The organism is Methylobacter sp. BlB1 (assembly GCF_015476545.1).
Classification (GTDB): Bacteria; Pseudomonadota; Gammaproteobacteria; order Methylococcales; family Methylomonadaceae; genus Methylobacter.
In genome coordinates, this window is sequence record NZ_JADMKV010000016.1 from 43,737 (window position 1) to 65,432 (window position 21,696).

Annotated in this window: 23 protein-coding genes; 8 read left to right on the plus strand and 15 right to left on the minus strand. The window is 51.3% G+C overall.

Going from position 1 to position 21,696, the window contains the following annotated elements:
• Nucleotide 1 precedes the first annotated feature (1 nt).
• The 10 genes from IT781_RS08435 to IT781_RS08480 form a co-directional block, all read right to left on the minus strand.
• The gene (locus IT781_RS08435) at nucleotides 2-724 is read right to left on the minus strand and encodes a glycosyltransferase family 2 protein (protein WP_194969707.1); all 723 of its coding nucleotides are present in this window, start codon (nucleotides 722-724) and stop codon (nucleotides 2-4) included.
• 109 nt (nucleotides 725-833) lie between these two features.
• Nucleotides 834-1,226, minus strand: coding sequence for a 30S ribosomal protein S9 (gene rpsI, locus IT781_RS08440; protein WP_194969708.1), 393 nt, complete (start codon nucleotides 1,224-1,226; stop codon nucleotides 834-836).
• 11 nt (nucleotides 1,227-1,237) lie between these two features.
• Nucleotides 1,238-1,666: a 50S ribosomal protein L13 gene (gene rplM, locus IT781_RS08445; RefSeq protein ID WP_194969709.1), complete on the minus strand. Its 429-nt coding sequence runs from the start codon at nucleotides 1,664-1,666 to the stop codon at nucleotides 1,238-1,240.
• Nucleotides 1,667-1,795: 129 nt separating this feature from the next.
• Nucleotides 1,796-3,157 carry a sigma-54 dependent transcriptional regulator gene (locus tag IT781_RS08450; RefSeq protein ID WP_194969710.1) on the minus strand — a complete coding sequence of 454 codons (1,362 nt, stop codon included), beginning with the start codon at nucleotides 3,155-3,157 and terminating at the stop codon, nucleotides 1,796-1,798.
• Between the two features lie 21 nt (nucleotides 3,158-3,178).
• Entirely contained in the window at nucleotides 3,179-5,320 is a 2,142-nt protein-coding gene (locus tag IT781_RS08455) for an ATP-binding protein (protein ID WP_194969711.1), read from the minus strand.
• Nucleotides 5,302-5,880, minus strand: a complete 579-nt coding sequence (locus IT781_RS08460; protein WP_194969712.1) for a DUF4390 domain-containing protein — start codon at nucleotides 5,878-5,880, stop codon at nucleotides 5,302-5,304. The genes IT781_RS08455 and IT781_RS08460 overlap by 19 nt, the downstream gene beginning before the upstream one ends.
• Nucleotides 5,858-7,144 carry a 16S rRNA (cytosine(967)-C(5))-methyltransferase RsmB gene (gene rsmB / locus IT781_RS08465; RefSeq protein ID WP_194969713.1) on the minus strand — a complete coding sequence of 429 codons (1,287 nt, stop codon included), beginning with the start codon at nucleotides 7,142-7,144 and terminating at the stop codon, nucleotides 5,858-5,860. The genes IT781_RS08460 and rsmB overlap by 23 nt, the downstream gene beginning before the upstream one ends.
• A gap of 7 nt (nucleotides 7,145-7,151) precedes the next feature.
• Complete coding sequence (fmt, locus tag IT781_RS08470) at nucleotides 7,152-8,075, minus strand: methionyl-tRNA formyltransferase (RefSeq protein WP_194969714.1); 924 nt, start codon at nucleotides 8,073-8,075, stop codon at nucleotides 7,152-7,154.
• A 2-nt stretch (nucleotides 8,076-8,077) separates the two neighbouring features.
• Nucleotides 8,078-8,584, minus strand: coding sequence for a peptide deformylase (gene def / locus IT781_RS08475; RefSeq protein ID WP_194969715.1), 507 nt, complete (start codon nucleotides 8,582-8,584; stop codon nucleotides 8,078-8,080).
• Nucleotides 8,585-9,184: 600 nt separating this feature from the next.
• Complete coding sequence (locus IT781_RS08480; protein ID WP_194969716.1) at nucleotides 9,185-9,430, minus strand: hypothetical protein; 246 nt, start codon at nucleotides 9,428-9,430, stop codon at nucleotides 9,185-9,187.
• A 250-nt stretch (nucleotides 9,431-9,680) separates the two neighbouring features.
• Between IT781_RS08480 and IT781_RS08485 the strand changes: the two genes are divergently transcribed.
• From IT781_RS08485 to IT781_RS08505, 5 genes are read left to right on the plus strand one after another with little or no spacing between them, the layout of a single operon-like run.
• Nucleotides 9,681-10,793: a LysM peptidoglycan-binding domain-containing protein gene (locus tag IT781_RS08485; RefSeq protein WP_194969717.1), complete on the plus strand. Its 1,113-nt coding sequence runs from the start codon at nucleotides 9,681-9,683 to the stop codon at nucleotides 10,791-10,793.
• A gap of 50 nt (nucleotides 10,794-10,843) precedes the next feature.
• Nucleotides 10,844-11,896: a DNA-processing protein DprA gene (gene dprA / locus IT781_RS08490; RefSeq protein ID WP_194969718.1), complete on the plus strand. Its 1,053-nt coding sequence runs from the start codon at nucleotides 10,844-10,846 to the stop codon at nucleotides 11,894-11,896.
• A gap of 19 nt (nucleotides 11,897-11,915) precedes the next feature.
• Nucleotides 11,916-12,383: a DUF494 family protein gene (locus IT781_RS08495; RefSeq protein WP_194969719.1), complete on the plus strand. Its 468-nt coding sequence runs from the start codon at nucleotides 11,916-11,918 to the stop codon at nucleotides 12,381-12,383.
• 23 nt (nucleotides 12,384-12,406) lie between these two features.
• On the plus strand, nucleotides 12,407-14,716 hold the full coding sequence (gene topA / locus IT781_RS08500; RefSeq protein WP_194969720.1) for a type I DNA topoisomerase: 2,310 nt from the start codon (nucleotides 12,407-12,409) through the stop codon (nucleotides 14,714-14,716).
• 55 nt (nucleotides 14,717-14,771) lie between these two features.
• Nucleotides 14,772-15,329 (plus strand): L-threonylcarbamoyladenylate synthase, encoded by a 558-nt coding sequence (locus IT781_RS08505; RefSeq protein WP_194969721.1) that lies wholly within the window; start codon nucleotides 14,772-14,774, stop codon nucleotides 15,327-15,329.
• Here the strand turns inward: IT781_RS08505 and IT781_RS08510 are convergent.
• From IT781_RS08510 to ggt, 3 genes are read right to left on the minus strand one after another with little or no spacing between them, the layout of a single operon-like run.
• On the minus strand, nucleotides 15,307-16,146 hold the full coding sequence (locus tag IT781_RS08510; RefSeq protein ID WP_228779016.1) for an alpha/beta fold hydrolase: 840 nt from the start codon (nucleotides 16,144-16,146) through the stop codon (nucleotides 15,307-15,309). The genes IT781_RS08505 and IT781_RS08510 overlap by 23 nt on opposite strands.
• Nucleotides 16,143-16,835 (minus strand): 4'-phosphopantetheinyl transferase superfamily protein, encoded by a 693-nt coding sequence (locus tag IT781_RS08515; RefSeq protein WP_194969722.1) that lies wholly within the window; start codon nucleotides 16,833-16,835, stop codon nucleotides 16,143-16,145. The genes IT781_RS08510 and IT781_RS08515 overlap by 4 nt, the downstream gene beginning before the upstream one ends.
• A gap of 3 nt (nucleotides 16,836-16,838) precedes the next feature.
• Nucleotides 16,839-18,515 (minus strand): gamma-glutamyltransferase, encoded by a 1,677-nt coding sequence (gene ggt, locus IT781_RS08520; protein ID WP_194969723.1) that lies wholly within the window; start codon nucleotides 18,513-18,515, stop codon nucleotides 16,839-16,841.
• 247 nt (nucleotides 18,516-18,762) lie between these two features.
• On the opposite strand from ggt, the gene smbP reads away from it, so the two are divergent.
• From smbP to IT781_RS08535, 3 genes are all read left to right on the plus strand, one after another.
• Nucleotides 18,763-19,104 carry a small metal-binding protein SmbP gene (smbP, locus tag IT781_RS08525; RefSeq protein ID WP_194969724.1) on the plus strand — a complete coding sequence of 114 codons (342 nt, stop codon included), beginning with the start codon at nucleotides 18,763-18,765 and terminating at the stop codon, nucleotides 19,102-19,104.
• A 108-nt stretch (nucleotides 19,105-19,212) separates the two neighbouring features.
• A complete protein-coding gene (locus tag IT781_RS08530) occupies nucleotides 19,213-20,097 on the plus strand; it encodes an NAD(P)-dependent oxidoreductase (RefSeq protein ID WP_194969725.1) in 885 nt (294 codons plus the stop codon).
• Complete coding sequence (locus IT781_RS08535) at nucleotides 20,090-20,890, plus strand: hydroxypyruvate isomerase family protein (protein WP_194969726.1); 801 nt, start codon at nucleotides 20,090-20,092, stop codon at nucleotides 20,888-20,890. The genes IT781_RS08530 and IT781_RS08535 overlap by 8 nt, the downstream gene beginning before the upstream one ends.
• Nucleotides 20,891-20,913: 23 nt before the next feature.
• On the opposite strand, the gene IT781_RS08540 is transcribed toward IT781_RS08535, so the two are convergent.
• Complete coding sequence (locus tag IT781_RS08540) at nucleotides 20,914-21,159, minus strand: YfhL family 4Fe-4S dicluster ferredoxin (RefSeq protein WP_194969727.1); 246 nt, start codon at nucleotides 21,157-21,159, stop codon at nucleotides 20,914-20,916.
• Between the two features lie 8 nt (nucleotides 21,160-21,167).
• On the minus strand, nucleotides 21,168-21,647 hold the full coding sequence (gene coaD, locus IT781_RS08545) for a pantetheine-phosphate adenylyltransferase (RefSeq protein WP_194969728.1): 480 nt from the start codon (nucleotides 21,645-21,647) through the stop codon (nucleotides 21,168-21,170).
• Nucleotides 21,648-21,696: the final 49 nt, after the last annotated feature.

Below are 21,696 nucleotides of genomic sequence, written 5' to 3' on the forward strand. Positions count from 1 at the left end.
TTCAAATTTCCTTGATTATTGGCAGTTTTGCCCGTTGCTTCAACCATATAACGCCCAACAAATCGGTAATTCCTACCCAAAGCCGGTCCAAAGTGCCATATTTAGAATACCCCGCCATTCTGGGGCGGTGATTGACAGGTTCAGAGATTACCTGCCCTCCGGCTCTTAAAATTAAAGCCGGCAAAAAACGATGCATATGATCGAAATAAGGCAATTCAAGAAATTTGTCCCTTAAAAACACTTTTAGCCCGCATCCTGTATCAGGCGTATTATCTCCCAGCAACCGGGAGCGCACTGTATTAGCCACTTTAGATGAAAATAGCCGCCAGGCAGAATCATGGCGTTTATTACGCCATCCCGCCACCATCCATAAGTGGTTCAGGTTTTTGTTTTGTCGCATAAATACTTCATACAAGCGGGGAATATCGGCAGGGTCATTCTGACCATCACCATCCAAAGTTGCTATATAGGGATAATTTGCAGCCTTGACTCCTGTATGAATCGCCGTGCTCTGCCCGCAGCTTTGCTCGTGACGAATGACTCTCAGCGCCGCAACCTGTTGAAGCGCATGCTGTAAAACAGCCGCAGTATCATCGTTGCTGCCGTCATCAACATAAATAATTTCATAAGCTTGCGCCTGACTCATCGCCTTAACGATTTCTTCAGTCAACGAGAGAATATTATCGGCTTCATTATGAACAGGAACAACAATAGATATTTTCATATGACCTCCTGAGCAGGAGATTCCTAAAACTCATAAAAAAAGGGCGGCACTCTGAGACGAATGCGACCCTTTTTTAGTTGTATGTATAACCTTAGTTATACATAAATAATTAACGTTTGGAGTATTGTGGACGTTTTCTAGCTTTGTGGAGACCCACTTTTTTACGTTCTACCACACGTGAATCACGTGTAACGAACCCGGCTTTTCTAAGCGGTGAACGTAATGCTTCATCATATTCCATCAATGCACGTGTCAGACCGTGACGAATGGCACCAGCCTGACCAGAAGGACCTCCGCCTTTAACAATCACGTTAACGTCGAATTTGGCTTCCATATCGACGCACTCCAGCGGCTGACGCGAAACCATCTGGTCGGTTTTACGGCCAAAATATTTTTCGATGCTGACGTTGTTAATTGTGATTTTTCCAGTGCCTGTTGTTGCGTAAACGCGCGCTACTGCACTTTTACGACGGCCTGTTCCATAATACTGAGCTGCTGCCATGGTCTACCCGTTTAAAATTCTAAAACTTTTGGCTGTTGAGCCTGATGATCGTGTTCGGGACCTGCATAAACTTTCAATTTCTTGAACATTGCACGACCCAGTGGATTGTTTGGTAACATTCCTTTAACCGCAGTAGTAAGAATACGATCAGGGAAGGTTTTTCTTAATTTGCCCAGACTAACGGTTTTCAGATTACCAATATAACCTGTATGGTGCTGATACAATTTGTCTTTTTCTTTATTGCCAGTAACGCCGATTTTTTCTGCATTTACTACAATAATGTAATCACCGGTATCAACGTGCGGCGTATATTCTGGTTTGTGTTTACCGCGAAGACGACGCGCAATCTCAGAAGCAAGACGACCCAGCGTCTTCCCTTCCGCATCAATTACGTACCAATCGCGCTTAACTTCTGCTGGCTTTGCACTAAATGTTTTCATCGTTACTTAGTCTTTCTGTTAAAGGCCCAATAAAAGAGCGAGAATTCTACTAAACGCCATCAATTTTTTCAAGTTTATTTATTACTTCAGACGCATCAATAACATATGATAACAAATCACCGGCGTTCCTCATAATTTAATATTCAATGAATGCAGTTTCCGATAAAGATGCGTACGCTCCATGCCCACAGCGGCCGCTAACTTTGCCACACTGCCGCCATTTTTTTCAAAATGGTATTCCAAATACGCTTTTTCAAAATGATCTCTGGCTTCTTTCAACGGCAGACTGAAAAAATCAGGGACTGACGAAGCATTGTAAACGTCACTGACCACTGACCCCAGCGCCAGCTTGACTTCGTCCAGTTCGATATCTTCCCCGACTCCGAGAATCATGAGCCGCTGCACCAGATTTTTCAATTCGCGCACATTGCCGCGCCAGCTGTAATTGCGCAGAAAATTCTGCGCCGCTATGGAAAACCGGCGAAACGGCAGCTTATCCTGATTAACGAAATAATCGACATAAAAACTCAGCAATGCCGGCACATCCTCACTGTGCTCCCGAAGCGGCGGAATCTCGAGCGTAACCTCATTAAGCAAATAATACAAATCCTGCCGGAAGCGGCCCGCCTTGACTTCCTCATCCAATGCAATCCGGGTTGAAGCAACCACTCTGACATCGACGCGGACTGCTTGGCTGCCGCCTACCCGCAGAAAAGAACTGGACTCCAATGCACTGAGCAGCCTTAACTGGGTTTCTTTATCCATGCCGCCGATTTCGCCTAAAAACAGTGTTCCGTTATGGGCCCGCTCCAGCAGTCCCGGATAAACTTTGCCGCCATCCTCTTTGCCAAAGAATTCTACGGCTGAGTTTTCCGGCGAGATGCTGCCTACGGCCACATCGATAAAAGGGCCATGCCGATGAGCGCTGTTATTATGCAAATAGCGCGCATACATCTCTTTACCAACCCCCGCCTCGCCGACCAGCAGCACACGAGCCTCATGCTGCGCAAGACGCTTTAACTGATCCTTGGTTCTTGCCACTGTGGCGCTCTTGCCCACAGGCTCAACATCAGTGATCAGCTGCTGCTTGAGCCCTGCATTCTCTTTTTGCAGATTACTGGCTTCCAGAGCTCTTTCAACAATCAATAACAGCTTTGCCATCGACAAAGGCTTTTCAAGAAAATCGTAGGCGCCCAGGCGAGTTGCCTCGACAGCAGCTTCTACAGAGCCATGTCCGGACATCATGATTACGGGGCAAAGCTCCTCATCTTCGACAACCCATTCTTTCAGCAGCGTAATCCCATCGCTGTCCGGCATCCAGATATCGAGAAGAATCAGATTGGGATCGTTAATTTTTTTTAACTCCCGGGCTTCGCTGGCGTTTTCGGCCATAGTGACCTGATACCCTTCATCCTCAAGAATTTCGCATACTAGGCGGCGAATATCCGGCTCGTCGTCTACGACTAATATTCGTGGTGTATTTGCATTCATATTGTTGAGAGGTTTTAAAATTTAAATAGCGGGCAATTGGATTATAAAACCGGCCCCCGCTTTACGGCTGGTATCAACCCATATGGCTCCGCCATGTTCTTCGACTATTTTTTTGACAATGGCCAGGCCCAAGCCTGTCCCTTTGGCCTTGGTCGTCACATAGGGTTCAAAAATCTTCTCAATCTGATCCTCTTTGATACCAGGACCGTCATCATAAAGCGCAATTTCGATAAAATCGCTATTGTTTTTGCGCAATCGATTCAGGTTTACTTCAATCTGGCCTTTTGCATCGATCGCTTCCAGCGCATTTTTGATCAAATTATGCAGAACCTGCCTGATACTGACAGGATCGCCCTTAATCATCAGCAGGCCTGCCTCATAATCGACTTTAAACTTGACGCCCGGCTGAACCGCATAAAGCGCCAGCACCTCCTGCACCAAGCCTGGCAAGTCAATATCCGCCGTCTGTTTCTTTGAAGGCTTGGCATATTCCGAGAAATCATCCACCATTTCCTTCATCGCTTCAACCTGCTGTACGATGGTTCGCGTGGAACGCTGCAGAATATCCGCGTCAGTAGCAGCCAGCTTGTCAGCCAGTTTATGCTGCAACCGCTCTGCCGACAATTGTATCGGTGTCAAGGGATTCTTGATTTCATGCGCCAATCGTCTGGCCACTTCGCCCCAGGCCGCGTTCCTTTGTGCCTGGATCAGATCAGTTACATCATCAAAAACCACAACCGAGCCTACCCGGCGGCCTTCCTGGGAAAAAAGAGGCGTACCCCGGCATAACAGTTCACGCCTGCCATTTTGCCCCAAAAAGGCAATCCGATGCTGCCAGATATCATCGGCCTGCTCCAATAAGCGCTGAATGACTTTTAGAGGCTCGGCCAGCTCGGCATAGCCGTGCGCTATATCCAATAATGTCTGCCCGATAAAGTAACTGACCGGAATATGAAAAATTCTATAAGCCGCCTGATTAACCGTGCGGATTTTATACAACGCATCAAAACTTATGACACCGGCCGTCAAGTTCGCCAGAATCGTCTCCAGATAAGCCCGCTGATTTTCGACTTCAAGGCCGGCCAACCGGGTTTCATCCCGAGCCCGGGCAATACGAAGCGTCATCTCATTGAACGACTCCACCAAAAAACCCAGATCATCCTGCACAGCAACCGGCAACTGCTGGTCATAATGCCCGGAAGCTACTGCCTGTGTGCCTTTAACCAGCTCCTTGACCGGCGCGATAATATTACGGATGCTGATAAAGGCCACCCAGATAGCCGCCAGCAAACTCATTAACAAGACGAGCGACAATGCCAGAGAGAAGCTTAATTTTAGTGAATCCCTTAAAAAGTGCATCTCCTGGTAACGCACAAAGGCGAATTCCACCGAGTCGGCCAAATCGGCAATTCTGACCGGCACCGGATACAAGGCCTGCAGATACTGCGGCTCTTCCGCTTTGACAGCCACAATAACCCGGATCATTAATTGGTCTTCACGCACGGGCGCTAAAGCGACATATTCCTCATGCTGCCTTAATTGCAACCAGATATGCTCATCCGGCAGGCTCGGCAAGATATCGCCGGGATTAATGCTGCTCGAAGCAATAATTCTGCCCTGACGGGAAAACAGCGTCATCTCAGACGCTTCCGAAAGCTCGCGCAGATTCTCTATTTCCAGAGTAGCCAGACTTTCCGAGGCATCTTGCAATCTGTCGGTTAATTGTTGCGTTTGTCTTAAATGCCAGCGCATGCGTTGATCCAGCGATGCCTGGCTCAGCTCCAGCGAATCCTCCATGGCTTTATCGATTTCCACGTTGAACCAGCTGTCTATGCCCTGATGCAGGAACTGCATGGAAAAATAAAACACGATGGCGGCAGGTACCAAAGACAGCACCACAAACAGCGAGACCATGCGCGTGGTTAATCTGGAACCTGCCTCACGCTTCTTTAACTGCCGGGTCAATGAATAAATATTGGCTCCGACCAACCCCAGCAGCACGACCGAACCCAAGGCATTGACCAAAAGCAGCCATGAATACATCGCGCTCAATTGCGAAGATTCCTGAGTCGCAGAACTCATCAGCTGCAATGACAGCAGAATGAGACCGAACAGAACCAGAACAGAAAGACCGACAGGCGGCTTTATTTTTTCAGGGACCATAAATACCAGTCACTGGATAAATACCATTGAGGATTAATATAGGCGATCGGGCGTAGCGGCAAAGGCAGTGCGTCGCGTTCGAACCTGACCTTTACGCCGACGCTATAATCTGTGTCCGAAGCGACTTCGGCCTTATCCATAATGGGGATATTGCGTATTGTCGACATCGCATGCAAGGCTGCGGACAGTGTGGAAAAGTTATCGACTGCATCACTGCTTTCATCTCTGACCCGGTACATATTCAATAAAGCATGATACTGGATACGATAACGTATTTCTTTATCAAGCAGCTTTTTGTTCCAGAGATAATCGCGGTGCTGCTGAACCTTAACCAGCACAGTCCAGAACAAAGGAATTCCGTTTTGCAATGCGTCCTTGGCGCTATCGCTGAGCTGATAATTGATATCGGCCGATAAAACATAGCTATTTTCCCGCAGAATCAACTCGGCCTTTTTGATGCTGACTGAAAACTCATCGGCATGAACAGATGCTGGCCACAGCAGCAGATAAAACAGACAGATCAACAACAACCGGAATTTATCGCTTAATGATGCGGGCATAATAAAAGCCATCCATCGCAGACTCTCCGGTAAAAATCTGCCGCCCAAATTCCCTGGCCGACCCCCAGCCCGCCTCTATAGGCAATTGTGACGCATCGATGTGCTCCGCTAAAAAGGCCTCAATCTGTTGCTCATTTTCCTGCTTTAAAACGGAACAGGTGGCATAGAGCAGTATGCCGCCGGGCGCCAGAAGCGGCCAGATCGCACCGAGAATATTTTTCTGCAGCGACTGGAGCTGCGCAATATCCTCGGCCCTGCGCAACAGTTTAATGTCGGGATGGCGGCGGATGACGCCCAAGGCCGAACACGGCGCATCCAGCAAAATCCGCTCAAACGGCTGACCGTCCCACCAGGCTTCAGGATTTGCCGCATCGCCGACCAGCAAGCCGGCTTCCAATTTCAGTCTCTGCAAATTGTCGCTGACGCGTTGCATGCGGGACGCATCGATATCGACAGCCACCAATTCCTTCAATTGCGGTTGGCTTTCAAGAATATGCGCAGCTTTGCCGCCCGGGGCTGCGCAAACATCAAGCACCCGATGCCCCGGTTGAACATCGAGCAATTGCGCCGCCAATTGCGCCGCCGTATCCTGTACCGAAACCAGCCCCTGCTCGAAGCCAGGCAGCAAGTCAACCGGAACCGGCTTATCGAGCATCAGCGCTGAAGGACAGAAATCGACCGGCACAGCGCTGATATCGCGCTCTGCCAATTGATTCAGATAACGTTCGCAGCTGATGCGCGCCAAATTGACGCGCAGGACCATCGGTGGCTGACGATTGTTTTCCAGGAACAGTTGCGCGGCCTGCTGCGGCCAATCCTGTTGAATCTTGTCGATGAGCCAGCGAGGATGGCTGAAGGCGGCCGATGGTTCCTGATCAGCTTGCTGGTCAAGGCGGTCCTGCTCCCGCAGATAGTTTCTGAGCACCGCATTAACCAATGCCTTGGCCCAGGGCTTTTTACGGGCGGCCGCAACCGTTTCGGATACCGCGGCATGAGGCTTAACCCTCATGAATTGAAGCTGATACAAGCCGATTAAAATCAACGATTTGACATCGATATCCTTCAATGGCTTATCGAGCAATTGATTTAAGATGAAATCCAGCCGGTGGTAATACCGGCAGACGCCGTAACAGAGTGCCTGGATAAACGCCTTGTCCTTAACAGACTCAACGGTAGGTATAACGCTGTCCAGCGCAGCCGTTAAAGACTGCCCGTCCTGCAACACCCGGGATAGCACCCGGGCGGCGATCAATCTTGAATTCACTGTCTGTTCAACCCAACTTCAGCGCATCGACGTCATGAGCATTAAGAAAAGCCTGAATACTCATGCGTTTCCCTCCCGGCAGTTGCACTTCATGCAACCGCAACATGCCCTTGCCGGTAGCAACATCCATTGTTTTATTGACGCATCGCACACTGCCGGGGTCCGCACTGGTATCGGCATTGATGGCCTCGGCATGCCAGATTCGCAATACTTCGCCCCGGCAAAGCGTCTGGGCGACAGGCCAGGCATTCAAGCCCCGAACCTTTCTGGCCAATTGTTCGGCCGGCTGCGTCCAATCCAGGACGGCTTCGCTTTTTTCCAGCTTCTCCGCATAAGTCACCAGCGCCTCATCCTGCTTTTCCGCATGCACGGCTCCGGCTTCTATTTGCTTCAGCACTTTAGCCAGGCCGATTGCTCCCAACTGCGCCAGCTTGTCATGCAGATCGCTGGCCGTATCGTTTGGCCCGATCACGCATTCTTCTTTATGCAACATATCGCCGGCATCGAGTTTTCGCACCATCTGCATGATTGTCACGCCGGTTTTTTCATCACCGGCCATGATGGCGCGCTGGATGGGCGCCGCCCCGCGCCAGCGCGGCAATAGCGAGCCATGCACATTGATACACCCCAGGCGAGGCGTATCCAGCACAGCCTGCGTCAATATCACGCCATAGGCGACAACCACCATAAGGTCGGCGTTAAACGAAGCAATTTGCTGCAAATCCTCGTCGGTCTTCAATGTCTCCGGCTGAAAAACAGGAATGCCCGCTTTCAAAGCCAGTTCCTTGACGGGGCTCGGCTGTAATTTACGCCCTCTGCCGGCGGGACGGTCGGGCTGAGTATAGACGGCGCAAACCTCATGCTCCGAGTCCAGCAGCATCTGCAGGGTAGGCACGGCAAATTCGGGCGTGCCGGCAAAAATAATCTTCATGATCAGCTGTGTTCCATCTTATGGATTTTTTCCAGTTTTTTCTTGATGCGCTGCCGCTTTAGCGGCGAGATATAATCGACGAACAGCTTGCCATCCAGATGATCCAGTTCATGCTGTACGCAGACGGCCAGCAAATCCCTAGCTTCAAACTCAAAAGGCTGTCCATCCCTGCCGAGAGCTCTTACTCTGATATGCTCGGCCCGTTTTACTTTTTCGAAAAAACCGGGCACAGAAAGACAGCCTTCTTCAGACTCCTCTACGCCGTCTTTTTCAATGATTTCGGGGTTAATCAGGAATAGCGGCTCATTTTTTTCTTCACTGACATCAATCACGACAATACGCTGATGAATGTTCACCTGAGTGGCGGCCAGCCCTACTCCGCGTGATTCATACATCGTTTCAAGCATATCATCGGTTATTTTTCTGATTTGATCGTCGACCGTTTTGACAACAGTGGCTTTCTTCCGCAACCGCTCATCCGGAAACTCGAGGATAGTTAAAATACTCAACAAACTCTCCACAAAAATATAATTGTATAGGAATTCTATATGATTTTGGACAGAATCTAAAACCCATTGTTACCAATGGACTAACGGCATAATTTGCCTTTGATATCCTAATTTTAAAGACCCTATGCCCCATTGACAGACTAAGGGGATAGAAATGGATAAAAGTTCCATATAGGCATCTTAAGCGCTGGTGAACTGATGCAGCAAAAAACGGCATTTCACAAACCAGGCATTCAGGAAAATTCAGTCGGAGACTCCGCTTCAAAAACATCAAAGCATGCGGAAAATATACGCCGTCATGAATTGTGGAGCGTGTCCAATGAAATATTGGGCATGTAATTAAGATGCAAGGATTAGGCAAGAAGCCGCACAGCACCCACTTGATTATTAACCATGCGGTCGACTACGAAATTAGCCAAGACCCAACCTAATAACTCACTATAACAAAAAATAATAAATTATTGATTTATATAAATTATAACTTCTTGACAACCCCCAGCTGCTTCTGAAAAAATCTTAGCTCTTTAAATAAAAAAACCGCAAGTCCACATGGAACCCCACAAAATTTCCCTTCAAGAGCTAGCCGATATCATAAAATCATCAATCGTAATCAGCACTACCAGCCATACCGGAATTCTGATTCATATCATTGCGCATCCCATATTCGGCAAGGCAGCAACGATTCAAGTCGATGATGGTGCGTTGCTGGTCAGGGATTTGTGAGCGCAATAAACGGCCGGTTAACCCCTCTACTTCACATTTTTCACTTAATAAAGCCAACTTGTGAGCCTTGCCGCCAAGTCCGGGGCGATGCCTGGCTTTCTTCGCCGCGCTCGGCATCATCATTCTTTAAAAATGACGCAAGATACCTGAGCCTTAATTCAAAACCGGCAAACTTCACATATACCAAAATGCTGCTATCTTTAATCGTATAAAGCGACGGCGCAGAGGCGCCGCACTTTCTTGCAGATCCACCAAAGGCGAATTAGCTTTCTCATTAAAATCAATATATTGCGCTTTTGTTAGATTTCCATATGAATTCATCTAAACTTTGGATTCAGACAGACTTAAAAAAGACCTCCTTCAGGAATCAAATATGGCTTTTCGAACACTTATTGGATGTATAGCTGCTCTCTCTTTCAGCATAAGCGCATGGGCTGACGAGATACAAATAAATCCGTCTCATCCCGACCAATACACCGTCGTCAAGGGCGATACATTGTGGGATATATCCGGCAAATTTTTAAAGCATCCTTGGCAATGGCCCGAGTTGTGGAGCTACAATTCCCAAATTCAGAATCCACATCTGATTTATCCTGGCGATACGATTTATTTCTCCATGGTCAACGGCAGGCCCCAGCTCAGCTTGTCCAGACCTGGCTTTTCCGGTACCCAGCAGCAATCGCCATGCGTTCTGAAGGAACAGGACGTTAAAGACGGACGCACGTACTTTGCCGCTTCCGGTGACGGAAAACTATCGCCCTGTATCCGGGAAACCAGTCAGGAAGAAGCGATCAAATTGATTCCAAGCGATGTCATAGCACCGTTTTTGACTTCTCCACGGGTCGTCAGCGAAAAAGAGCTTAATGAAGCGCCTTATGTCGTTGACTTTGCCGGCGAGCATTTATTGGCGGGCACCGGCGACAGGCTCTATGTCCGCTCAATCCTCAAACCGGAAACGCTGTCATATACCGTCTACAGAAAGGGAGAGCCTTATGTCAGCCCCGACACCGGAGAGCTTTTAGGCTATGAAGCCAAATACATTGCCGACGCCACTTTGCAGCAGGAAGGCGATCCTGCGACCTTATCCATCAGCAAAGTAGCCAGTGAGATCCGCATGGGCGACAGAATAATGTCCACGCCTGAAGAAGAACTGACTCTAACTTATTTCCCTCGCCCGCCTGAGGAAAGTATTAAAGGCAACATAATCAGCGTACTTGATGGCGTTTCTCAAATTGGACGCTATAATGTCGTAGTGATCGACAAAGGCACGGTTGACGGTCTTCTGCCCGGCCATGAACTGGATATCTATCAAAATGGCAGAATTACCCGGGACCCGTTCAGCGCCATTCAAAACGACGCTGTTAAATTGCCTGACGAACTGGCCGGCACGCTGATGGTTTTCCGTCCTTTTGAACGCATCAGTTATGCCTTGGTCATGAGAGCCTCACGCAACATTCATGTATTAGACAAAGTCCAAACCCCCTGAATATTTCCATCCGCCAAACCGACAACGACATCAAATACTGGCTTGCGCTTTTGCGTACGCCAGGATTTGGCTGCCGGACATTTCTCAAAATACTCGAAAGCCATACGCCTGGGCAGCTGTTTGCGGAATCGGCGTCAAGACTTGCGACGTTACGGTTAACGAACGCTGTAATCGAGTCCATAAGAAACCCGGACTGGACGGCTATCGATTATGATCTCGCCTGGCTGGAACAGGAAAACAACCATGCCCTTACCCTCTGTGATCCTAATTATCCTGCCCAGTTAAAAGAAATAGCCGACCCGCCGCCCGTCCTATTTGTGCGCGGCAACCCTGATCTCTTGAAACTGCCGCAAATCGCCATGGTCGGCAGCCGCAATCCATCCGTTTCCGGCATGGAGACCGCCAGAGACTTCGCCAGAACGCTGAGCCGGCACGGCTTTGTTATTACCAGTGGCCTGGCTTTAGGCATCGACGCCGCCAGCCACCGCGGCGCACTCGATGCGCACGGATACACTATCGCAGTCGCAGGCACCGGTCTGGATCGTGTCTACCCAGCCCGGCACAAAGACCTGGCCACCGAAATCGTCAATACCGGCGCCATCGTTTCAGAGTTTCCGCCTGGCACGACGGCTAAAGCCAACCATTTTCCCCGGCGTAACCGCATCATCAGCGGATTGTGCCTGGGCTTGCTGGTCGTTGAAGCGGCCAAACAAAGCGGCTCATTGATTACGGCCCGAATGGCTTTGGAACAGAACCGCGAGGTGTTTGCGATTCCGGGGTCCATCCATAATCCGCTGGCCCGGGGCTGCAATTCACTGATTCGGGAAGGGGCAAAACTTGTCGAAACCACGCAGGACATCATGGAAGAATTACATCAATATAATCAACGGGATGACATTTCAGCACCACTGCCCGTGCAAACAACACTTGACCTGGAGCAGCAAACATTATTGAATCTCGTCATGTTCAGCCCAACTTCTATCGATATGCTGGTTGAAAATACCGGGCAATCCGTGGAAGTGATTTCATCAATGCTACTGGTTTTGGAACTGCAAGGATACATAGAAGCGACTGCTGGTGGTTGCTATACACGCATAAAATAAACAGCACAGACCATACCCTATGAAAGAAAATATTTTTGATGTCCTGATGTATTTATTTGAAAATTATATGGAAGATGAAATCGAAATACTTCCAGACAGCGATATCATCAGAACCGAATTGATGGAAGCCGGCTTCGAGCAGGTCGAGGTTAATAAAGCGTTCGACTGGCTTGAATCGCTCAGCCTTCAACGCCCTATACAATCGACGACATCGCCCGCCTTCCGTATTTTCTGTAGCGAGGAACAAGAAAAGCTGGATCTTGAATGCCGCAACCTGCTCATATTTCTGGAAAACAGCGGCATTCTGAACTCAACCAACCGCGAAATTGTCATCGACCGTGCCATGGCATTGGAAAATGAGGAAATATCGTTGGAAAAACTGAAATGGATCGTGTTGATGATATTGTTAAGTCAGCCGGATGAAGAACTTGCTTTCTCAAGAATGGAGGACATCGTTTATGACCTCGTTCCGACTTATTTACATTAATACCCACTCGCTCGCATTATTAAATGAGTAAAAATCTTGTCATTGTAGAATCGCCTGCAAAAGCCAAAACCATAGAAAAATATTTAGGTAAAGATTTCCAAGTTCTAGCTTCCTACGGACACGTGCGCGACCTCGTCCCCAAGGAAGGCGCCGTTGATCCCAGCCATGACTTTGCCATGAAATACGAGGTCATCGAGCGCAATCAACGCCATGTCCAGACCATCAGTAAAGCGCTCAAAACCGCTGATACCTTATATCTTGCGACCGACCCGGACAGAGAGGGCGAAGCTATCTCCTGGCATCTCTATGAGCTGCTGAAGGAAAAAAAATTGCTGAAAGACAAGCCGGTGCACCGTGTCGTCTTTCATGAAATCACCAAAAGGGCCGTTACCGACGCCATCGCCCATCCTGCGGAACTGTCCACCAACCTGATCAACGCTCAGCAGGCCCGCCGCGCGCTCGATTATCTGGTCGGGTTTAAATTATCGCCGCTGCTATGGAAAAAAATCCGCCGCGGCTTATCGGCAGGCCGCGTGCAAAGCCCGGCCTTGCGCATGATCGTCGAACGCGAGCAGGAAATCGAAGCCTTCAAATCGCGCGAATACTGGACCATTGATGCCTTGCTGACTGCGCATGACCAAGCCTTCAAGGCCAAATTGACGCATTTTGCCGGCGAAAAGCTGAGCCAGTTCAGCATCGATAATGAAACACAGGCGGAACAAACCCGCCAAGCCCTGCTCGAGGCCGCGGACGGCCAGCTAATCGTTGCCAAGCTGGAAAAGAAACAGCGCAAACGCAACCCTGCGCCGCCCTTCATCACTTCGACGCTGCAACAGGAAGCGGCCCGCAAGCTGGGCTTCACGACCAAGCGCACGATGATGGTCGCACAGCAGCTCTACGAAGGCATCGATATTGGCGGCGAAACGGCCGGCCTGATCACTTACATGCGTACCGACTCGGTTAACCTGTCGATGGAGGCGGTCGATGAAATTCGCGAACTGATCGCGGAAAATTACGGCGCCGGCAACGTGCCCAAGGAACCACGCCAGTTCAAGACCAAATCCAAGAATGCACAGGAAGCGCACGAAGCCATACGTCCGACCTCTGCGCGCCATCTGCCTAATGCTATCAAGAAGTATTTGAGCGATGAGCAGTACAAGCTCTATGACCTGATCTGGAAACGCACCATTGCCTGCCAGATGATTCACGCGACCATCAACATGGTCGCGGTCGATTTGAGCTGCGGCGACGGCCAGCATGTTTTCAGGGCAACAGGCTCGACGATCGCCACGCCCGGCTTCATGTCCGTTTATTTGGAAGGCATGGACGACACGACCGAAGGGGACGATCAAGAAAGCTACCTGCCGCCGCTGGAAGAAGGCCGCCCCGTGCCGCTGAACGATATCATCGCCGCCCAGCACTTCACCGAGCCGCCGCCGCGCTACGGCGAGGCCAGCCTGGTCAAGGCGCTGGAAGAGCACGGCATCGGCCGGCCGTCGACCTATGCGTCGATCATTTCGACGCTGCAGAACCGGGAATACGTCACGCTGGAGAACAAACGTTTCCATCCGACCGATGTCGGCCGAATCGTCAACAAGTTTCTGACCGAACATTTCACGAAATACGTCGACTATGACTTTACAGCGAATCTGGAAGACGAGCTCGACGCCGTCTCGCGCGGCGAAAAGGACTGGATTCCCTTGATGCACGCTTTCTGGAATCCTTTCAATACGCTGATTCATGAAAAAGAAGAAAGCGTCCAGCGCAAAGACGTGACGCAGGAAGCCATCGATGAAAAATGCCCTGAATGCGGCAGCGCCCTGTCGATCCGGCTGGGCCGGAACGGCCGATTCATCGGCTGCACGAATTATCCGACCTGCTCTTATACGCGCAATCTGAATGACGACAATACACCTGACGAGCCTGAAGTCATAGAAGGCCGAATCTGTCCCAAGTGCGACTTGCCGCTCGTGATCAAATCGGGCCGCTATGGAAAATTCATCGGTTGCAGCGGCTATCCCAAATGCCGTCATATTGAACCGTTGGAAAAACCTTTGGATACGGGCGTGGAATGCCCGAAATGCAAAAAAGGCAATATTCTCAAGCGCAAATCCAAAAGCAACAAAGTCTTCTACTCCTGCTCGGAATACCCGAAATGCGATTATGCCTTGTGGAATGCGCCGATCGCGGAAAGCTGCCCTGAGTGCAATTGGCCGGTTCTGACTGTCAAAGTCACTAAAAGGCATGGCGCAGAAAAAGTCTGCCCGCAAAAAGACTGTAAATACGCAACTCCTTATGAAGGCGATCCTGCCGATGCCGAGGGGCCTAAATAAGGTTGCCAATTCAAATACCCGCTGCGCCCTACTACGGCGCAGTTTTTGATCGCCTATGGCTTATTATTCCAATTTTAAGATAAGAAATGCCGTCCGCCATATCAAAGCCGGGGAAGTCATCGCCTATCCGACTGAGGCGGTCTACGGTTTAGGCTGCGATCCGCTCAATGAGGACGCGGTCCTGTCTTTACTCGACATCAAGCAGCGTCCTATAGATAAGGGCCTGATTCTTATCGCTTCTTCATTACAGCAATTGCAGCCCTACCTAATCTTGAATCAGGCGATGATCGGGCGCATCGCGCCGACCTGGCCCGGTCCTGTCACCTGGGTGATTCCGGCCCAGTCCTGGGTGCCTGTCTGGTTGACCGGAGCCCATGATTCACTGGCGGTCAGGATCACGGATCATCCCGTTGCCCGCCGCTTATGCGCCTGCTACGGCGGCCCTATCGTATCGACCAGCGCCAATGCCAGCACCCGCCCCGCCATCCGACAGGCGCGCAAACTGGTGCAGGCTTTTTCGGGCAGCGGCGTTTTCATCCTGCACGGTCCCACAGGCGGCCTTACACAGGAAACGGCTATTTATGACGCAGTCAGCGGGAATCGCCTGCGTTAAACGCCACATTTCCGGCCTGGATTTTTCCGAGTATCGAAGGCCATGCCTCTGCCCAGCAGCATTGATGATCAAAATCTCTGTAGATAATGGCTTGCGCGCGACTGTGGGTCTTGGCGAACGCTTCGATGATAAACGGCGGCACGTTATCATCCTTGCCGCCGGCCAAATGGAACTGCCTGATCATGGGCGGCAGTTCGGGCCCGACTGCCGGGTTTAGCGAATCACTGAGCGGCAGATAGCCGTGAAATTCGCTCCATGCCTTGATATCGAGGTTGGCCGCCACTGTCACGATGGCTTTGATCTTATCGATATAGGGCGCGATCAGCATGGCCAATGTGCCGCCGCCGCTGTAGCCAACCAGCACGATCTCATTAAAATCAGTTGTTTCAAGCCATTGCTGCAAAGCCGCCGCCATGCTTTCAACGACCGGCTTCGAATAGCGGTGCGACGTCCAAAACTTATTGTGGCAAGGCTCGGTACCGCTAAAACCGTGATAACAGGGCCGGCCCAGCAAGATAGACGGCTCGCTGTCCTGCACCATCAGTTTCAGTATGATCGGACTGCGCGAGGTCGGGTCGCCTGCAATCCAGCGCTGCTGCCAGGGCGTACCGTCGCCGTCCAGGTAAACGTGCAGCGTTTTACGGTCCGTGTTTTTTACGGCATTGATATGGCTATAGATACGATGCGCGAACCGGTCGGTTCTGACCGTCAGTTCCTCAAAGCCCAAAGTGTCCGCCGCATCGGCAAAACGCTCGGAAGGCGTCGCGCAGGCACTTAACAGCATCACAGACGCCCATACATAATGGCGCATTTTCATACGATCAGATCATTGACTCTGATTCGGGCCAGTTCCCTATTGTCTACCACCAGCGCGGCGCAGCGATCCTGCCCCAAATCAAGATCGCGCACGCGCCATGCAGAAGCAGGGCCGCATTCCTCGGGAACTCTTAAAAATTCCACCGGATGCACGGGATTGATGACGCACCGGTTTACGCCCAGGCCCAATCCCCGCCCTGTCGCTTTGACAAATGCTTCCTTGCGGGTCCAGAAACGGTAAAACTCGCGCGTCTTCATGGCGTCGGGCAAGGCATGCCAGTAAGCGGCTTCTTCATCGGCCAAACATTTGTGGACCAGTTCGGCCAGAGTGGTCCTGTTTTTACAGCATTCGATATCGATGCCCAATTGGCAATTCCAACCCAACGCCATGATCAGGTACGAGCCTGAATGGGACAGGTTGAATGCCAGTTGCGGATGATCGATCAGATAGGGCTTGCCGTGCTCGCTTTTGCCAATCTGGATGGCTACCGGGTTTTCGTTAAGATAATCCGTCAGCAGCAGTCTTAGGCGCCCATGTACTTCGACATAACGCCGATGTAATACAGGCTTTGTGATTCTCTCGGCATGCGCCTGCTCGGCCGCGTCCAACAAAGCATAGTAACGCTGGTAATGCAGTTCTTCCGTCGAAATAAGCCCTTGCCAGATATCGACCGTGTTTTTATCCGGCATGCTTCACTTCCAACTGTAAACGCTGGCCCGTCCCTCGCCGCGCGGGTCGCTAGCCGCCGTCAGTGTGCCCGTGGTTTTTTCGCGCATCACCGCCTGCATATTGCCGTAACGGTAACGCGCTTCTTTCAATTGATGGCCGCGAGCTGTAAGACTACTCATCTCATCCGTGGTCAATGCTTCTTTTTCGTACTCAATCGCATCGGGAATGAACTGATGATGAAAACGCGGCACGCGAACCCACGAATCCGGGCCGTTGCCATCGGCAAAATCCAGCACGCCCAGCAAGACCATCGAAATAATGCGGCTGCCTCCCGGCGTACCCAGCACGGCGACGCGCTTGTCATCCTCCAGAAAAGTAGGCGTCATGCTAGAGAGCATGCGCTTGCCCGGCGCTATGGCATTGGCCCGGCCGCCGACCAGGCCATAAACGTTCTTCGCGCCCGGCAGGCTGACGAAATCGTCCATTTCATCGTTCAGCACCACGCCGGTGCCGGCCGCAACCAGGCCGGCACCGAATGGAAAGTTGACGCTGAGCGTAGCTGCAACACGGTTGCCCTCGGCATCGATGATGGAAAAATGCGTCGTATGGGGTCCATCCGCTCCATCCTGTATGTCGCCGGACAGCATCGTGCTCGGCAATGCCTTATCCGGCCTCAGGCTGCTTCTTAATCCGGCCGCATAGTCCTCATTCAGTAGACGCCGGACCGGCACGTCGACAAAATCGGCATCGCCCAGATACAAGGACCGGTCATGGTAGGCGCGGCGCATGGCTTCGGCTATCAGATGCTTGCGCGTTACGTCATCCGCGTGCTTCAAATCGTAGCCGGACAGAATGTTCAATGCCTCGATCAATACGATACCGCCCGCTGAAGGGGGCGCCGCGCTGGTAACTTTTATGCCGCGATACCATCCTCTGACCGGTTCCCGTTCGACTACCCGATAATTCGCCAGATCCTGTAAAGTCCAGATGCCGCCGGCCTTTCGGACGCTGCCTACGAGCTTTTCGGCCACATCGCCGTCATAGAAACCGTCCCGGCCGTCTTCAGCCAATTGCGTCAGGGTATTCGCCAAATCCGGCTGGCGCAGTATCGATTTGTATTCCGGTACATTGCCGTTATCGAGAAACTGCCGCGCCGTCTCCGGGTCTTTTTTCATTACGTTAATTCTGAACTTGAGCAGTTTGCGGTGTATCTCGCCAATGGCAAAGCCGTCCCGCGCATAACGGATTGCCGGCGCCAAGCTCTGCGCCAGAGGCAGGCGGCCGTATTTTTCCGACAGATGCACCAGCGCCGCCGGCATGCCCGGTATCGCGGCCGCCAGCGCACCGTCGACCGATAAGCGCGGCACGACTTCGCCGTTTTTGTCGAGGAACATATCGCGATGGGCCGCCAGCGGCGCTTTTTCGCGCCCGTCTATCATCGTTTCAAAGCCATCGTTAGCCCTGTGCAGCAACCAGAAACCGCCGCCGCCCAGCCCCGATCCGGACGGTTCGACCACGGCCAGCGCGGCACTGACCGCGACCGCCGCATCGAACACATTGCCGCCTTTATTAAGAATTTCAAAGCCGGCTTCAGTCGCTAAAGGATGTGCGCTGGCAATGGCGGCCTTGCCGTCGGCATGAACCTGCGTTCCCCAAAAAACAGCCGTTAATATCAGCGCTGCACAACATTTCTTTAACATCTTTTCCCCTGATCGAGTTGTATTTGAAGAATGGAACTTCCTGCCTACCCGGCAATAAACACGAATTATTTTGCGAGCCGTCCGGCTTCGATAATCAGGCCGCGCACCGGCAATTGCATTGGCCCAACATATTGGCTCGTATTGTGCCGTATCTATGATATGTGATATATAACAAAAGCCTTGGTAGTTCCAATAAAACGAGGCGCTAATAATAACTCTAAACATAAACAAACAAGGATATGCTGTTATGAAAACATATATTACCGCTTTAGCAGGTGCTTTCGCTCTTTGCCTGAGCGCCCAGTCCAATGCAACAGAACATCATACAGCGCAAGCGCTAGAACATTCAGCCATGGCGACGGCCCATGGACAGGATGGCCACGCCGACCAGTTGCTCAAGCATGCGGAAGAAGGCTTGAAACATGCTGAAGCTGCGGAAAAAGAACATGCTGAAGCGCATAAACATATGACAGAAGCAGTTGATCATTTAAAACAATCCATAGAACATGCCAAAAAAGGCCATGCCGATGTAGGCACTAAACATGCCGAAGAAGCGATGGTGCATATGCGCAAATCCATAGGCCAATAAGCAAGCCCAATAATGCTGAAAAGAGGGTGCTATGCATCATTGCACCCTCCTTATTAATCGATTTCATTGAAAACTCCGATCGCTTCGCGCATCAAGAACTTGATCCTCATGTCAGATAAAGAATACACGCTCGGCTTCATCGGCATCGGCCTGATGGGCAAGCCGATGACTTTGCGCCTGCTCGATGCAGGCTTTAAGGTCAACGTCTGGAACCGCACCCCCGAAAAGCTGCTTCCGGTTACTGAGGCCGGCGCACAAGCCTGCAGCTCAATAGTAGAGCTGGTTCAAGCATCCGATGTCGCCATTTTGTGCCTGGCCGATACGGCCACCGTCGAATCCATCGTTAAAACCGACATTCTGGCCAGCGGTTCGGCCGGCAAGCTGCTGATCGACTTGTCCAGCATTCATCCCGAGACAACGCGGCAACTGGCCGCTGCACTGCACGAAACCTGCGGCATGGGCTGGGTCGATGCGCCGGTCTCGGGCGGCGTCGTCGGCGCCCAGCAAGGCAATCTCGCGATCATGGCCGGCGGCAGCGCCGAGAACATTGCTGTCGCGCGCCATGTGCTGGCGCCGTTGTATCAGCAATTGACGCACATGGGCGATGTTGGCAGCGGCCAGATGACGAAAATCTGCAATCAGATGATCGTCAGCTGCAATGTCATGGTCATCGCCGAAATGATGGCGCTGGCCAGGCAGGCCGGCGTCGATGCCGAAAAGATACCGACCGCCCTGGCCGGCGGTTTCGCCGACTCCAGGCCGCTGCAGATCGTCGGCCCCGAAATGGCGACCGGGACATTTGAGCCGGTCAAATGGCGCGTCAAGACCTTGCTGAAAGACCTCAACATGGCCGTCGACGTCTCGACCCGGCAGGGCAATGCCGTGCCGATGTCCGCTCTGGCCGCGCAACTGATGCAGTTGCATGGCCGGCAGGGCTTTCTGGAGCAGGATCCGTCTACATTAATCAAGCTGTTCAGCAAAGCCGATGCTTAAATTTACCGCCAATCTGAGCCTGCTGTTTACCGAAGCGGATCTAATAGAACGCTTCGAGGCAGCCAGCCGACAGGACTTTACCGCCGTTGAGATTCAGTTCCCGTATACGCTGGACGCCCAAACATTAAAAAATGCCCTAACGGCGGCCGGGCAAAAGCTGGTGCTGTTCAATGTCGATGCCGATGATTTGTTGCAGGGCGGCGAAGGGCTGGCCTGCGTGCCGGAAAAACAGACCCGGTTCCGGCAGGCAGTCGCGCAAACGCTCGCTTATGCAGAGGTGCTGAAACCGGCGGCGATCAATGTGCTGCCGGGTCGCTGTCTGAATGAAAGCCGCCTGCCGGAGTATATGAAAACCTTTAAGGAAAATCTGTGCTTTGCCGCCGACACCTTTTCACCGTTGGGCATCAAAACGGTTTTTGAAGCGATCAATACATACGATATGCCCGGATTTATTATCCACAGCGGCGCACAGATGCTGGCCGTGCTGGACGAACTGGACCGCCCTGACCTGTTCATGCAGTACGATGTCTATCACATGCAGATGATGGGTGAAGACCCTGTCAGGTTTATCAATGATCATGCCGACAAGATCGGCCATATTCAGTTCGCCGACTGCCCCGGGCGCGCGCAACCCGGCACCGGCCGTATCGATTTTGGACAGCTTTTTTCGGCGATTGAAAAATCAGGCTACTCCGGCTGGGTGGGCGCCGAATATAAGCCGAGGGGAACAACTCTGGACAGTTTGGACTGGTTTATAAAGCTTGAGAGGGAAGATCACGCCGATAAGACGTGATCTTCATTTCGTGATGAAAAATATTACTGCGTCAGTTTCAGATACTTCTGATACAGGCTGTCTTTATCCTCGACATGCTTGGGATCTTTAGAGATACAGTCGACCGGACACACTTCTATGCATTGCGGCACATCATGATGGCCTACGCATTCGGTGCACATGGCAGGATTGATGACGTAGATGTCTTCGCCCTGGGAAATGGCGCCATTCGGGCACTCGGGTTCACAGACATCGCAGTTGATACATTCATCACTAATAAAAAGGGACATACTTACTCCTAACTAAACTTCCCAATCAAATGCTGTAGCACAAGATCAGGGACAAAACTTGACACATCGCCTTTCAGCTGTGCGATCTCTCTGATCATGCTCGAAGAAATAAATTCATACTGTTCGGCCGGTGTCAAAAAAACCGTTTCAAGGGCCGGCGCCAGACGCCTGTTCATGCCGGCCAGCTGAAATTCATATTCGAAATCGGAGACGGCGCGCAAACCTCTCAAAATCACATGCGCTCCATGCTGTTTGGCGCATTCGACCAACAAATTGTCAAAACCGACCACCTCGACGTTTGCATACCCAGTCGTCACGCCTTGCACCAGCGCGACACGCTCTTCAATCGAAAACAGCGGCGATTTGCCGCGATTAACGGCGACAGCGACGATGATTTTGTCATAAAGCCTGGACGCTCTGGCAATCAGGTCCAGATGCCCGTTGGTGATGGGATCGAATGTACCAGGATAGATCGCGGTAATGTTCATATGACGGCTATAAAACTGACTATTTTATATCAAGTATATCGGCTTGAAA